Annotated in this window: 12 protein-coding genes; 2 read left to right on the top strand and 10 right to left on the bottom strand. The window is 72.9% G+C overall.

Annotated elements, in window-relative coordinates; translation table 11 throughout:
* Positions 1–127 precede the first annotated feature (127 nt).
* The 4 genes from ACF1BN_RS26265 to ACF1BN_RS26280 are packed head-to-tail and all read right to left on the bottom strand — an operon-like array spanning position 128 to position 3,774.
* Entirely contained in the window at positions 128–802 is a 675-nt protein-coding gene (locus ACF1BN_RS26265) for a response regulator (RefSeq protein ID WP_392334062.1), read from the bottom strand.
* On the bottom strand, positions 799–2,064 hold the full coding sequence (locus tag ACF1BN_RS26270; RefSeq protein ID WP_392334063.1) for a sensor histidine kinase: 1,266 nt from the start codon (positions 2,062–2,064) through the stop codon (positions 799–801). The genes ACF1BN_RS26265 and ACF1BN_RS26270 overlap by 4 nt, the downstream gene beginning before the upstream one ends.
* A gap of 7 nt (positions 2,065–2,071) precedes the next feature.
* Entirely contained in the window at positions 2,072–2,872 is an 801-nt protein-coding gene (locus tag ACF1BN_RS26275) for an ABC transporter permease (RefSeq protein ID WP_392334064.1), read from the bottom strand.
* A complete protein-coding gene (locus tag ACF1BN_RS26280; protein ID WP_392334065.1) occupies positions 2,869–3,774 on the bottom strand; it encodes an ABC transporter ATP-binding protein in 906 nt (301 codons plus the stop codon). Before ACF1BN_RS26280 ends, ACF1BN_RS26275 begins: the two co-directional genes overlap by 4 nt.
* A gap of 147 nt (positions 3,775–3,921) precedes the next feature.
* On the opposite strand from ACF1BN_RS26280, the gene ACF1BN_RS26285 reads away from it, so the two are divergent.
* Entirely contained in the window at positions 3,922–4,476 is a 555-nt protein-coding gene (locus ACF1BN_RS26285) for a GNAT family N-acetyltransferase (RefSeq protein WP_392334066.1), read from the top strand.
* Between the two features lie 10 nt (positions 4,477–4,486).
* Here ACF1BN_RS26285 and ACF1BN_RS26290 read toward each other — a convergent pair whose 3' ends face one another.
* The 6 genes from ACF1BN_RS26290 to ACF1BN_RS26315 all read right to left on the bottom strand — a co-directional run bounded on the left by ACF1BN_RS26290 (position 4,487) and on the right by ACF1BN_RS26315 (position 11,594).
* Positions 4,487–6,091, bottom strand: a complete 1,605-nt coding sequence (locus ACF1BN_RS26290) for a type VI secretion protein (RefSeq protein ID WP_392334067.1) — start codon at positions 6,089–6,091, stop codon at positions 4,487–4,489.
* A 1-nt stretch (position 6,092) separates the two neighbouring features.
* On the bottom strand, positions 6,093–7,490 hold the full coding sequence (locus ACF1BN_RS26295; RefSeq protein ID WP_376598888.1) for an ATP-binding protein: 1,398 nt from the start codon (positions 7,488–7,490) through the stop codon (positions 6,093–6,095).
* Between the two features lie 20 nt (positions 7,491–7,510).
* Positions 7,511–9,064: an SCO6880 family protein gene (locus ACF1BN_RS26300; protein WP_392334068.1), complete on the bottom strand. Its 1,554-nt coding sequence runs from the start codon at positions 9,062–9,064 to the stop codon at positions 7,511–7,513.
* Positions 9,061–10,398 carry a hypothetical protein gene (locus ACF1BN_RS26305; RefSeq protein WP_392334069.1) on the bottom strand — a complete coding sequence of 446 codons (1,338 nt, stop codon included), beginning with the start codon at positions 10,396–10,398 and terminating at the stop codon, positions 9,061–9,063. Before ACF1BN_RS26305 ends, ACF1BN_RS26300 begins: the two co-directional genes overlap by 4 nt.
* On the bottom strand, positions 10,388–11,212 hold the full coding sequence (locus ACF1BN_RS26310) for a hypothetical protein (protein ID WP_392334070.1): 825 nt from the start codon (positions 11,210–11,212) through the stop codon (positions 10,388–10,390). Before ACF1BN_RS26310 ends, ACF1BN_RS26305 begins: the two co-directional genes overlap by 11 nt.
* A 73-nt stretch (positions 11,213–11,285) precedes the next feature.
* Entirely contained in the window at positions 11,286–11,594 is a 309-nt protein-coding gene (locus ACF1BN_RS26315) for a hypothetical protein (protein WP_189951126.1), read from the bottom strand.
* A 338-nt stretch (positions 11,595–11,932) separates the two neighbouring features.
* Here ACF1BN_RS26315 and ACF1BN_RS26320 point away from each other — a divergent pair, with 338 nt between their 5' ends.
* The gene (locus tag ACF1BN_RS26320) at positions 11,933–12,973 is read left to right on the top strand and encodes an NlpC/P60 family protein (RefSeq protein ID WP_392334071.1); all 1,041 of its coding nucleotides are present in this window, start codon (positions 11,933–11,935) and stop codon (positions 12,971–12,973) included.
* Positions 12,974–13,157 lie beyond the last annotated feature (184 nt).

Below are 13,157 nucleotides of genomic sequence, written 5' to 3' on the forward strand. Positions count from 1 at the left end.
GGGGGGACCCTGTGGGAGAGTAGGACACCGCCGAACAATCATTGTGGGAAAGCCCCGCACCTTATGGTGCGGGGCTTTTCTGCGTTCAGGGGTTCGAGGGGTTCGCCGGGAACGGCCGGCTCCCGGGCTAGGTCGGCTTCACCAGGCCGGTGTCGTAGGCCAGGATCACCGCCTGGACGCGGTCCCTCGCTCCCGTCTTCGCCAGGATGCGGCCCACATGGGTCTTCACCGTGGACTCCGCGAGGTGGAGACGGTCCGCGATCTCCAGGTTGGTCCACCCCTGGCCGATGACGGTGAGGATCTCGTGCTCCCGGTCCGTGAGGGAGGCCAGACGGGGGTCCTGCCGCGCGGGCGCGGGGGTCGACGCGGGCGTGGACGGCAGGTGGTGGATGTACGTGTCCAGAAGACGACGCGTGAGGCTGGGGGCGACGACCGCGTCGCCCGCCGCCACCGCGCGGACACCGGCGAGGAGCTCCTCCGGCTGGGCGTCCTTCACCAGGAAGCCGCTCGCGCCGGCGCGGAGACCGTCGTACGCGTACTCGTCCAGGTCGAAGGTGGTGATGATGAGGACGCGGGTGCGGGCGCCCGCGGCGATGATGCGCCGGGTCGCCTCGATGCCGTCCAGGCCGGGCATGCGGATGTCCATCAGGACGACGTCCGGGTGGTGTTCGGCGACCTGGCGGACGGCCTCGGCGCCGTTCGCGGCCTCCCCGACGACCGTCATGTCGTCCTGGCTCTCCAGGAGCATGCGGAATCCGAAGCGCTGCATCGGCTGGTCGTCGGCGATCAGGACCGTCGTCACGGGTGGGACTCCTCCGGAGCGGAAGCGGAAGCGGGTGAGGCAGCGGGCGAGGGTGCGGTGGGGATGCGGAGTCGTACCTGCCAGCCGGTACCGGACGGCAGGGGACCGCAGTCGAGTGTGCCGTCGTAGAGCGCCGCGCGCTCGCGCATTCCGGTGAGACCCTGGCCCTGGCCGGGGGTGGCGGACGGGACGCCCGTGTCCGTGACGGTGACGAGGACGGCGTCCGGGCCGGACGCGAGGCGGACGTCGGCCCTGGCCTTCGGGCCCGCGTGCTTGAGGGTGTTGGTCAGGGACTCCTGGACCACGCGGTAGACGGTCAGTTGGGCTCCCGGCGGCAGGGACGGGAGCGGCGACGGCAGCTCGGCCGCGACCGGCAGCCCCGCCCTGCGTACACCCTCCAGGAGGGAGTCCAGGTCCTCCAGCGTCGGCTGGGGGGTACGGGCGGCGGCCGGGGTGCCGTCGTCGGGGGCCGACAACACGCCGAGCAGGCGGCGGAGTTCGTCGAGGGCCTGACGGCTCGTGGTGCCGATCGCGTCCAGGGCCTGGGCGGCCCGCTCGGGGCTCTTCGCCGCCGCGTAACGGCCGCCGTCCGCGAGGCCGGTGATGACCGACAGGTTGTGCCCGATGATGTCGTGCATCTCCCGGGCGATACGGGCCCGTTCGGCGGCTGCCGCCAGCCGCACCTCCTGGTCCCGCTCGATCTCCAGCCGGCGGGCCCGGTCCACGAGGCTCGCGGTGTGGTCGCGGCGGGACCGGACCGTGATGCCGACCAGGGCGACGAGGACGTACGCCCACAGGGTGGGGACGACATGCAGGTCCCAGTCCTTGCCGTCGAAGCGGAGCGCGCCCGTCAGGATCGGTGCCAGGAGCAGGGCGAAGGACCAGAGGAGGCGGCGCGGCGGACGGGTCAGGGCGAGGTGGTACAGCGGCAGGAACTGGAGGAAGGCGGCCTGGAGGAAGGCCCCGGAGACCTCGCTGACGAAGGCCGCGGCCGTCATCACGGCGAGCACCGTGGTGGGGTGGCGGCGGCGCGCGTAGAGGGGGATCGAGAGGGCGAGGCTGAGCGCGACGATCAGGCCGGCGGGGAGGGACGGGTCCCGGGCCACGTTCCGCCAGCCGCCCGCCGCGTCCACCAGGGCCGCCGCCGTCCAGCCGAGCGTGACCGCGCCGTCCCAGAGCCAGGGGCGGGCCGCGTCGGCCGCCCGGACCCGGGTGATCAGCTGGTGCGCGTACCGGCTGGGCGCCGTCGTCTCGGTCGTCACCTCGTCATCATCCCCGTACGTCCTGGCGGCGGAGGAGGAACGCGGGGACGGCCAGGGCCGCCGCCGTCCACAGGGCGAGGGCGAGCAGGGCCGCGCCGGCCGAGGGGGCGCCGGGCAGCGGGGTCGCGGAGCCGAGGACGCCGGCGGCCTGGGTGGGGAAGTACCGCAGCGCGGTGTCCACGGCGTCGTACGGGAGCATCCCGATGACCTCGGGGAGGACCAGGACGCCGCCGATGAACGCGCCCAGCGCGCCGGGCACCGACCGGAGGGCGGCGCCCAGGCCCAGGGCGAGGAGGGCGAGCAGGGCGAGGGAGGCGGCGTTGCCCGCGAGGGCCGCGAGGACGCCGTCGTCGGTGAGGGAGGCGTCCTGGTCGGTGTCGTGGAGGAAGGCCTGGGCGGTGAGGAAGGTCGTCAGGTTGGTGAGGAGGCTCAGCCCGAGGACGGCGGTGCCGAGGACCGCGGCCTTCGCCCACAGCACCGGCAGGCGGCTGGGGACGGCGGTGAAGGTGGCGCGGGCGAGGCCGGAGGAGTACTCGCCGGCGGTGACGAGGATGCCGAGGACGGCGAGGGCGATGCCGCCCAGCTGTGAGCCGTAGAGGGTCAGGACGACGGTGTCGACGTCGGAGTCGCCGCCGTCGGAGGTGTACGTGGTGCCCATGAGGACGCCGACGCCGAGGACCAGGACGACCGCGGACAGGGCGCTGATCCAGGTGGAGCGGAGCGTCCACAGCTTGTGCCATTCGGAGCGCAGCACGCGGGGCAGGGTCACCCCGTAGGGGGCGGGGGCGGGGGCGGTGGTGGTCGTCATGCTGCTGCTCCCTGGTACTCGACGGAGTCGTGGGTGAGGTCCATGAACGCCTGCTCCAGGGAGGCCGTTTCGGGGGTGAGGGCGTGGAGTTCGACGGCGTGGGCGGCGGCGAGACGGCCGATCGCGGGGGCGTCGAGGCCGGTGACGCGGAGGGTGCCGGGGGCCTCGGCGGTGGTGCGGGCCGGTGCCGGGAGGAGGGCGCGGAGTCGGTCGGCGTCGGGGGTGACGACGAGGACGGAGGCCGCGCCCGCGTCGCGGACCAGGTCGGCGACGGTGGTGTCGGCGAGGAGCCGGCCCCTGCCGATGACGACGAGCCGGTCGGCGGTCAGGGCCATCTCGCTCATCAGGTGGGAGGAGACCAGGACCGTGCGGCCTTCGGCGGCGAGGGAGGTGAGGAGGGTGCGGACCCAGCGGACGCCCTCGGGGTCGAGGCCGTTGACGGGTTCGTCGAGGACGACGGTGGCCGGGTCGCCGAGGAGGGCGGCGGCGATGCCGAGACGCTGGCCCATGCCGAGCGAGAAGCCCTTCACGCGGCGGCCGGCGGCGTCCGCGAGCCCGGTGAGGCCGAGGACGTGCTCGACGCGGGCCCGCGGGATGCCGTGCGTGTGGGCAAGGGCCATGAGGTGGTGGAAGGCGGTGCGGCCGGGGTGGAAGGAGCGGGCGTCGAGGAGGGCGCCGACCTGGGTGAGGGGCGCGGGGTGGGCGGCGTACGAGCGGCCGTCGACGGTCGCGGTGCCGCGGGTCGGGGTGTCCAGGCCGAGGATCATGCGCAAAGTGGTGGACTTCCCGGCGCCGTTGGGGCCGAGGAAGCCGGTGACGGTGCCGGGGCGGACGGTGAACGAGAGGTCCCGGACGACGGTGCGGTCGCCGTACCGCTTGGTGAGTCGCTCTGCTCGGATCATGCGGTCGACGCTACGGAGGCGGCGGGGCGGGGGCGTCCGACCGTGGTCGGCAGCCGGCGGGACGGCGTCGTACCGTGGTACGACACACGGCGCTGAGCTGCGAATTCCCCTTGTGGGCGGGGGCCGGGGGCGGCGAGGATGCCGGGCATGAACTACGAGATCCGTTCCGTCCTGGCCGATGAGTGGGAGAAGGCGCGCGAGCTGCGGCTCGCCGCGCTGCGGGACCCCGTCGCGCACCTCGCCTTCCTGGAGACCCACGCGGACGCGGAGGCGCGTCCGGACGACTTCTGGCAGGAGCGGACGGCGGCCGCGGCGGCGACGGGCGAGGGCCGGGTGCGGCAGTTCGTCGCGGAGGCTTCGGACGGGCGCTGGCTGGGCACGGTGACGGTCCTCGTCGAACGGCCCACGGACGAGGTGCGGTTCGGTGACGCGGCGAAGGTCGACCAGACGCACCTGGTGGGCGTCTTCGTCCGGCCCGAGGCGCGCGGCGGCGGCGTGGTCGACGCGCTGTTCCGGGCGGCCGTGGAGTGGTCGTGGACGGTGGACGGGGTCCGGCGGGTCCGGCTGTACGTCCACGAGGAGAACGCGCGGGCCGCCGCCTTCTACCGCCGCTTCGGCTTCGTGCCCTCGGGCGAGCGGGTGCCGATGCCGGGTGACACGGGCGCGTACGAGAACGAGTACGAGCTGCTGCGGACGGTCTGAGGGCGGTGGCCTAGGGGTACCGCCCGGTGGGCTCGGGCCAGCGCGTGCGGGACTGTTCGGGGGAGCGCATCAGGGCCAGGCCGGGGAGTCCCCGGGCGGCGCCGTCCGCGAGGAGGGCCGGGAGGTCCGGGAGCGGGGCCACGGCGGCGACGTCGTCGAGGACCAGGGTGAGTGGTGGGTCGAGCCGACCGTCGGATGACCGTGCGGCCATGCGGCGGCCGTGCTCGACCACGTGCGACGTGAGCGCGGTGAGGAGGGGCATCGCGCCCGGGTGGGTGCGCGGATCCTCGATCGGCTCGCCCACCACGTAGAGGGTGCCCCCTTCCGCGACGAAAGATGCCAGGGCCAGCGAATCCGTTCGATTCGGGGTGCAGGCCTCGCGGATGTGGACCGAGGAGAACGCGGAGAAGGCGCGGGCGGTCAGTTCCTGGGCCAGTCGGCGGCTCTCGGGGTGGGCGGTGAGCGCCGCTTCGAGGAGTCCGGCGAGGCCGGAGGCGGCCTTGGGGTGCCCGCGGAGGATGCGTACCGGCTCGTGGGCGTCGGTGCCCTGGGCCCAGCGGTGGACCTGGCGGAAGGGGCGGCCGTCCACGGCGGCGGCGTGCAGCCAGCAGCGCAGGAGCGTTTCGGCGGTGGTGGCGGTGGCCGCGTCGAGGCGGGAGTGCGGGCGGACCGGGGCGAGCAGCGCGGCGGCGCGGGCCTGGGCGGTGTCGGGGTCGGCGCAGCCCTCGGCAGGGGACCAGTGGAGGCGGGCCGGGGTGTCGCAGAGGTGGCCGGGGTCGTAGACGAGGACCGGGCCGAGCTTGCCGCGTGCGTCCTTGGTGTCCGCCCAGACGGTGGGGTCGGAGGTGACCACCAGCACCGGGCCCTCGGCGTCGCGGACGGCCTGTATGGCGAGGGGGCGGCGGGTCTCGGGCGGGCCGTAGACGGTACGGCCGGCTTCCGGCGTCCGGGGTGCGGCATCGGGGGTCGGGGCGGGGCCGGGTCCGGGTACGAGGACGGCGTCGGGGTGCGGGTCCGGGGTGGGTCCGGGTACGGGTCCGGGGGCGGCCTCGGGGTGCGGGTGCGGGGCCGGGGTGCGCGGCGGGGGCGCGGTCTTCTGTATCGGTACGGGGGCGGGCCGGGGCCGCTCCGGTGCGTGGGCGGGGTGCTCCTGCCCGGGGGCCTGGGCCTGGGTGGCCTGGGTCTGGGCGGCCTGGGTCTGGGCGGCCTGGGCCGGGTGGCCGACCGGGGCCGTCGCGCCGGGGTACGCGCCCGCCTTGCGGTGGGCGCGGACGGCGCGCCAGCGGACGAAGGTGCCGAGGAGGAAGAACGCGAGGACGCCGAGGATCATCGCCTGGCCGATGACCAGGCCCCAGAAGAGGCCGTAGCCGGAGAGCTGGCCGGGCGGGGTGGCCGGCCAGGCCGCCGCCAGGTCGGTGGGGGCGATCGCGAGGGCGCGGAGGGCCGGCGGGGTGCGGGTGAGTTCGACCCCGTCCGGCCAGGCGCCGTGGGCGAGGAGTCCGGCCAGCCCGGTCGCGGACCAGACGAGCAGGGACAGGCCGAGGATCAGGGCGAACAGCCCGATCAGGAACCCGTCCGAGACGCCGCCGCCCTGCCTCTGCCGTGCCTCCGTCACGTCACGCCACCGTCGAGCGGGGGTTGTCGTCCATCTGCCGTTCCATCAGGAGGGCGCGCTGCTCGGTCTCCCACTCCAGTTCCGGGTCGGCGGGGCCCGAGGACTCCGTCATGGCGCGGTCGGTGTAGACGAGCGGGCGTTCTCGCTCGGTGATGAGGTGTTTGACGACCTGTACGTTGCCGTTGACGTCCCAGACGGCGATGCCGGGGGTGAGGGTCGGGATGATCTCGACGGCCCACCGGGGCAGGCCGAGGACGCGGCCGGTGTTGCGGGCCTCGTCGGCCTTCTGGGCGTAGACGGTCCTGGTGGAGGCCATCTTGAGGATCGCCGCCGCCTCCTTGGCCGCGGCGCCGTCGACGACGTCGGAGAGGTGGTGGACGACGGCGACGAAGGAGAGGCCGAGGCGGCGGCCGAACTTGAGCAGGCGCTGGAACAGCTGGGCCACGAAGGGGCTGTTGATGATGTGCCAGGCCTCCTCGACGAGGAAGATGCGCTTCTTCCGGTCGGGGCGGATCCAGGTGTGTTCCAGCCACACGCCGACGATCGCCATGAGGATGGGCATGGCGATGGAGTTGCGGTCGATGTGGGAGAGGTCGAAGACGATCAGGGGCGCGTCGAGGTCGATGCCGACCGTGGTCGGGCCGTCGAACATGCCGCGCAGGTCGCCGTCGACCAGCCGGTCGAGCACGAGGGCCACGTCGAGGCCCCAGGCCCGTACATCGTCTATGTCGACGTTCATCGCCTCGGCCGACTCGGCCTCGGGGTGGCGCAGTCGCTCGACGATGTCGGTGAGGATCGGCTGGCGTTCGCTGATGTGCTCGTTGACGTGGGCGTGGGCGACCTTGAGCGCGAAGCCGGACCGCTCGTCGAGGCCGTGGCCCATGGCCACCTCGATGATGGTGCGCAGCAGGGCGAGCTGGCCGGTGGTGGTGATGGCGGGGTCGAGGGGGTTGAGGCGGATCCCGGAGTCGTTGGCGACCATGGGGTCCAGGCGGATGGGGGTTATCCCCAGCTCCTGGGCGATGAGGTTCCACTCGCCGACGCCGTCCTCGCCCTGGGCGTCGAGGACGACGACCTGCCGGTCGCGGAAGCGGAGCTGGCGGAGCACGTAGGTCTTCTCCAGCGCCGACTTGCCGTTGCCGGACTCGCCGAGGACGAGCCAGTGGGGGGCGGGGAGCTGCTGGCCGTACAGCTGGAAGGGGTCGTAGACGTAGCCCTTGCCGCTGTAGACCTCGCGGCCGATGATCACGCCGGAGTCGCCGAGGCCGGGGGCCGCGGTCGGCAGGTAGACGGCCTGGGCCTGTCCGGTGGAGGTGCGGACGGGCAGGCGGGTGGTCTCCACCTTGCCGAGGACGAAGGAGGTGAAGGCGTCGGTGAGGACGGACAGCGGGTCTCGCATCGGTCGGTGCCCCTTCGGCCTTAGCGGCGGATGCCGGTAGCGAACGGCAGGGTGTTCACGAAGGCCCGGTGGTGCTCGCGGTCGCACCACTCCAGCTTGAGGTACGACTTGCCGGCGGAGGCCCTGATCGTGCGCTTGTCGCGGGCCAGGGCCTCGGGCGAGCGCGCCGATACGGTGATGTACCCGACGAGGTTGACGCCTGCCGCGCCGCTGGCGAGATCTTCACCCCGCTGGTCGAGCCGGCCGTGGGCGGCGATGTCGCGCGGGTCGACGGTGCGGTTCATCTTGGCCTGGCGGGAGGCCTCGGCCTCGTCGTTGGTCTTCTCGGTGAGCATGCGCTCGATCGCGACCTCGGTGGGTTCCAGGTCCATGGTGACGGCGACGGTACGGATGACGTCGGGGGTGTGGACGAGGAGCGGGGCGAGGAAGTTGACGCCGACCGGGGTCATCGGCCACTCCTTGACCCAGGCGGTGGCGTGGCACCAGGGGGCGCGGGTGGAGGACTCGCGGGTCTTGGCCTGGAGGTAGGTGGCCTCCATGGCGTCGAGTTCGGCGGGCCAAGCGTTTCGTTTCGTCATGGCCTGGATGTGGTCGATCGGGTGGTCCGGGTCGTACATGGAGTGGACCAGGGAGGCGAGCCGGGACTGGCCGAGGGGCTGGCGGACGCGGATGTCGGCCTCGGTGAGGCGGGCGCAGATGTCGGTGAGCTCGCGGGCCATGACGACGGCGAGGCCGCCGTCGCGGTCGAGGCGGCGGGCGCCGGTGGCGTGCCGGGTGGCGTGGGCCATGGCGTTGGCCTCGGCGGCGAGGTCGCGCGTGTAGTGCATGCAGGCGACGAGGTAGGCGCGGTGCTGCTCGCTGGAGGTGGAGACCATCGACTGAAGCTGGTCGTACGACTCCTGGAGCCAGCCGGGCGCGGTGGAGTCGCCGCGCTGGGCGACGTCCTTGGCGTGGGCGTCGGGGTCGGCGGGGAGGGTGCGGGCGAGCATCTGGAGGCGGGTGACGAAGCCGTCTCCGTTGGCGACGTGCTTGAGGAGGGTGCCGAAGCGGTCGACGAGGGCTTCCTGGTCCTCGGAGTCGCGCAGGCCGACGCCGGGGCCCTCGATCTCGATGGCGGCGGTGACGGTGCGGCGGTCGGCGTGGAGGAGGACGGCGATCTCGTCGGGGCCGAAGGGGGCGGAGAGCCAGCTGACGCGGCCGATGCCGGGCGGCGGGCCAACCTCGACCTCGCGGCCGTCGACGCGGGTGCCGGACTCGGCGGCGGCGGAGCGGTAGGCGGTGCCGCGCTTGAGCATCCGCTTGTAGCTGCGGTTGATCTCGAACCACTTGTAGAAGGTGCGCTGCTTGTACGGGAGGTACACGGCGGCGATCGCGAGCATGGGCAGGCCGGCGAGGAGTGCGATCCGCAGGGGGAGGAGGGGGATGAGGAGCCCGCTCATCATGCCGAGGAAGGCGCCGGCGACGATCAGGGCGATCTCGCCGGTCTCGCGGTTCTTGCCGACGATCGCGTTCGGCCGGGCGCGGCCGATGAGATACGTGCGGCGGGGCGTGACCGGCTGGGACTGGGTCGTCAACGCCCTGCACCTCCAGAGTTCTTGCGGTTGCTGTGCGGGGTTCCCGCGGTGGGGCTGCTGCTGCGGGGCGGGGGCGTGGCGCCGCCGCCCTGGGGGGTGCGGCTGCTGTGGGCGGCGACGCCGCCGGAGAGCTGGTTCGCGGGGCGGGGGGCGGCGGAGGAGGTGGCCTGCCCGCCGCCGGAGCCGCTGTCGCGGGTGCTGTGGGTCTTGATGCCCTGGGAGACGAGGGAGGCGGGGGAGGAGATGACGGCGGCGGCCGCGTTCTCCCCGGCGCGGTGGACGCGGTTGTTGCGGGAGGCGACGATCTCGTCGCCGAAGCCGGGGACGAAGCGGTAGATCATCGCGGAGGCGAAGATGGCGAGCAGGATGATCGCGAGGCCGGAGACGACGGCGGAGAAGGAGTCGGGTCCGGTGCCGGAGGAGAGGGCGCCGGCGAGGCCGAGGACGATGACGATGATCGGCTTGACCAGGATGACGGCGATCATGATGCCGGCCCAGCGGCGGACGTGGCCCCACATGTTCTTGTCGACGAGGCCGGAGTAGACGACGACGCCGAGGAGGGCGCCGACGTAGAGGAGGACGGCGCGGAGGAAGAGCTCCAGGTAGAGCACGCCGGCGGCGAGGACGGTGACCAGGCTGACGATGATCAGCATGATCGGTCCGCCGCTGATGCTGTCGCCCTTCTGGAGGGCCTGTTTGAACGCGCCGAAGAACACGTCGGTCTGCTGGCCGGTGCCGGAGGCGATGACCTCGGTGATGGCGTCGGTGGCGTTGACGACGGTGTAGAGGACCAGCGGGGTGAAGGCGGAGGCGAGGACGGTCAGCCAGAGGAAGCCGATCGCCTCGGAGAGCGCGGTGGTGAGCGGGACGCCGCGCATGGCGCGCTTGGCGACGGCGAGCAGCCAGAGGAGGACGGTGAGGAAGGTGGCGGCGGCGAAGACGACGGCGTACCGGGAGAGGAACTCGGTGTTGGTGAAGTCGACCTCGGCGGTCTCCTTCACGGCCTTGGAGAGGTAGTCGACGACGGCGACGGCGGCGTCGGCGCAGCCGCGGGCGAGGGAGGAGAGGGGGTCGAGGGCGGAGGCGGGGGCGTCCCCGGTGCCGCCGCCGGTGCCGCCCGTCCCGGTGCCGGCCTGGCCGCGTTCGCAGATCTGGCGTGCCTGGCCGATGAGGAGGCTGCAGTCGTCGTTGGTGGGGGTGGGGGACGGCGTGGGGGCCGAGGGTGTGGGGGTGGGTGCCGCCTGGGCGGGGGAGGCGAGGAGGACGGGGAGGGTGAGGAGCGTGGTGGCGAGCGTCGCCCTCACGCGTCCTGCCCGGCTGTGGTTAGCGGGCATAGGTGAACCCTCCGTACTGCTCGACGGCCTCGGCGATCTCTTCGGCGACGGAGGCCCGGTTGTCCCCGTTGACCGGTGTCGGGCCCTCGTGTTCGTCGGTCGAGGTGAGCCGCCAGCCCTGCGCGGTCCAGCTGAGGTTCTGGGTGCTGGTGAACCAGGCGGAGGTGACCGGCTTGGTGGAGCCCTCGCCCGCGAGGCCGGTGAGGTTGACGTACCAGACCTCGACGGTGGCCTCGTCGCCCGAGTAGTCGGTGACCTTGGTGCCGATCGGTACGGTGCGGGCGACGAAGGTGAGTCCGCTCGGCGCGGTGCCGTTCGGCTCCAGTCCCGCGCTCGCCATGAGGGCGGGGGAGTACGAGTCGTCGAGGCGCTTCAGGAGGTTGTCGACGACCGCAGGGGCGTAGACCGCGCGGATCAGGGCCTCGCGGGGGCCCTTCTGGTACATGTCGGTGGAGCCGAGGGCCGTCGCGTAGTTGGCGGCGGCGCTCTGGGCGCCTTGTTCGTCGTGGGCGTAGCCGGTGGGGACGGTGCCGTCGGTGCCGGTGACCGGGCGGGTGCCGGTGGGGGCGGTGGAGCCGGCCTTGCCGGGGGTGCCGGAGGAGGGGGACGAGCCGGCGGGGTCGCCGCCGCCGCGGTTGGCGAAGGCGATGGCGGCGACGAGCAGCACCACCACGCCCACGCCCGTGAGCAGGGAGCGGGAGCCGCGGGCGGGGCGTCGGGTGCCGCCGTGGACGTCACCGGTGTTGCCCTCGGGCAGGCGGGTACGGGTCTGGCCCGAGCCGCCGTAGCCGTCGTGCTCGTCGCCGGGACTCATGCCGGGTACGCCCCCTCGTTCGTTCGCGGGTACGACAGTGGTGCTGGATGACCGTGCGTCAGGAGACGTGCGGTCAGATCGCCATTCCGTAGACGATGGTGAAGAGGGTTCCGAGGGAGCCGATGATGAAGACGCCGGTGAGGCCGGCGACGATCAGGCCCTTGCCCTGCTCGGCGCTGAACGTGTCGCGGAGCGCGGTCGCGCCGATGCGCTGTTTGGCCGCACCCCAGATGGCGATGCCGAGGCAGAGGAGGATGGCCACCGCCATCACGACCTCGATCATGATCTTGGCCTCGGCGCCGAGGCCCCCGAAAGGACCCCAGTTCGGGGCGATTCCACCGATGATGGTGGTGATGTCGCCCTTCTCGGCCGCCAGGTACATAGAACTCACCGCCCCTGTCGGGTCGTTGGTCACCCCTGCCGGACGGCATGGGTCATCGCCACTATCTTCGCTGATGAAACCGCTCGCGTGTGACGGCTTGACGGCTCTCTTTACCCGATCCCCGCACACTTGACCGGTCTGACCGTCTTGACCTGCGGTGGTTCGGCCGGATTCGATACGAAGAAGCGTATGGTCACTCTGTGTATCACGGGGGGTGACTCCGGGCAATGATTGTCGTTGTTGCACTCTTGGGGCCGCGTCGTCCACGCGCCGTCCCCAGGAGGGGGCGCCCCGCCTAGACTGGCCTCCGGGGCGTACTGCCAGGGACCGAGGGGTGGTTGACGGTGCGTAGGGCGGGCAAGGCGTGGCTGCTGGCCGGCGGGGCCTTCGGGCTCTGTGCCGGGTTCCTGGCCCTGCTGCTGGTCGGTACGTACGCGGCGGCGGCCGGATTCCTCGGCGGCGCGGGCACGGCGGCGACCGGCACGGTGGCGCTCGCCAAGGGCGCGGTGCCGACCATGTACCAGGGGCTCGTGCAGCGCTGGGGCAACCTCTGCCCCGCCATCAACCCCGCGCTCCTCGCCGCGCAGCTCTACCAGGAGAGCGGCTGGAACCCGCGGGCGGTGTCGCCGGCGGACGCGCGGGGCATCGCTCAGTTCATCCCCGGGACGTGGGCGAGCCACGGCATCGACGGGGACGGCGACGGCGACAAGGACATCTGGGACCCGCAGGACGCGATCCCCTCGGCGGCCTCGTACGACTGCGCCCTGGCCGGCTACGTGAGGAAGGTGCCGGGCGACCCGGCGAGCAACATGCTGGCCGCGTACAACGCGGGCGCCTACGCCGTCATCAAGTACCGGGGCGTCCCGCCGTACAACGAGACGCGGAACTACGTGCGGATCATCCGGTCCCTGGAGAAGAGCTTCGCCCGCCCGCAGGGCCGGGTGGCGCCCTCGCAGCAGGCGGCCGGCGCGATCCACTTCGCCCAGGGCAAGCTGGGCACCCCGTACCTGTGGGGCGGGACGGGGACGGCGGCGCAGGGCGGGCGGTTCGACTGCTCGGGGCTGACGCAGGCGGCGTACCGCGAGGTGGGGATCGAGCTGCCGCGCGTGGCGAACGACCAGTACAACGCGGGTCCGCATCCGCGCCGCGACGAGCTGCTCCCCGGTGACCTGGTCTTCTTCTCCGACGACCTGACGAACTCGCGGGCGATCCGTCACGTCGGCATCTACGTGGGCGGCGGCTACATGATCGACGCGCCGCGGACGGGCGCGGTGATCCGCTTCACCCGGATCGACACGCCCGACTACTTCGGGGCGACCCGGGTGACGAAGGACGGCGCCGCCGCGCTGCCCACCCGTCCTCCCGGAGCCCGCGCGTGAACTGACGGACCGCCTGGCCGGAACTCTCCGTCAGGCGCAGGCCCTGAGCTGCGGGAGAGCGTCACTCTTCGGTAACGTCATCATGATCCACGGGCTTGGGCGGAACGCGCGCCTCAGCGGGTTCGTTCCCTCCACCGAAGACTCCGACCACGTCTGAACCACGGGGGTTGGCAACCAGACACGA

This window comes from Streptomyces sp. NPDC014861 (genome assembly GCF_043081625.1).
Classification (GTDB): domain Bacteria; phylum Actinomycetota; class Actinomycetes; order Streptomycetales; family Streptomycetaceae; genus Streptomyces.

What these genes read in the sequence shown, in the direction of transcription:
- ACF1BN_RS26275 (WP_392334064.1), bottom strand. Translation starts at nt 2,872, where the DNA reads ATGACGACCACCACCGCCCCCGCCCCCGCCCCCTACGGGGTGACCCTG.
- ACF1BN_RS26280 (WP_392334065.1), bottom strand. Translation starts at nt 3,774, where the DNA reads ATGATCCGAGCAGAGCGACTCACCAAGCGGTACGGCGACCGCACCGTC.
- ACF1BN_RS26285 (WP_392334066.1), top strand. Translation starts at nt 3,922, where the DNA reads ATGAACTACGAGATCCGTTCCGTCCTGGCCGATGAGTGGGAGAAGGCG.
- ACF1BN_RS26295 (WP_376598888.1), bottom strand. Translation starts at nt 7,490, where the DNA reads ATGCGAGACCCGCTGTCCGTCCTCACCGACGCCTTCACCTCCTTCGTC.
- ACF1BN_RS26305 (WP_392334069.1), bottom strand. Translation starts at nt 10,398, where the DNA reads ATGCCCGCTAACCACAGCCGGGCAGGACGCGTGAGGGCGACGCTCGCC.
- ACF1BN_RS26310 (WP_392334070.1), bottom strand. Translation starts at nt 11,212, where the DNA reads ATGAGTCCCGGCGACGAGCACGACGGCTACGGCGGCTCGGGCCAGACC.
- ACF1BN_RS26315 (WP_189951126.1), bottom strand. Translation starts at nt 11,594, where the DNA reads ATGTACCTGGCGGCCGAGAAGGGCGACATCACCACCATCATCGGTGGA.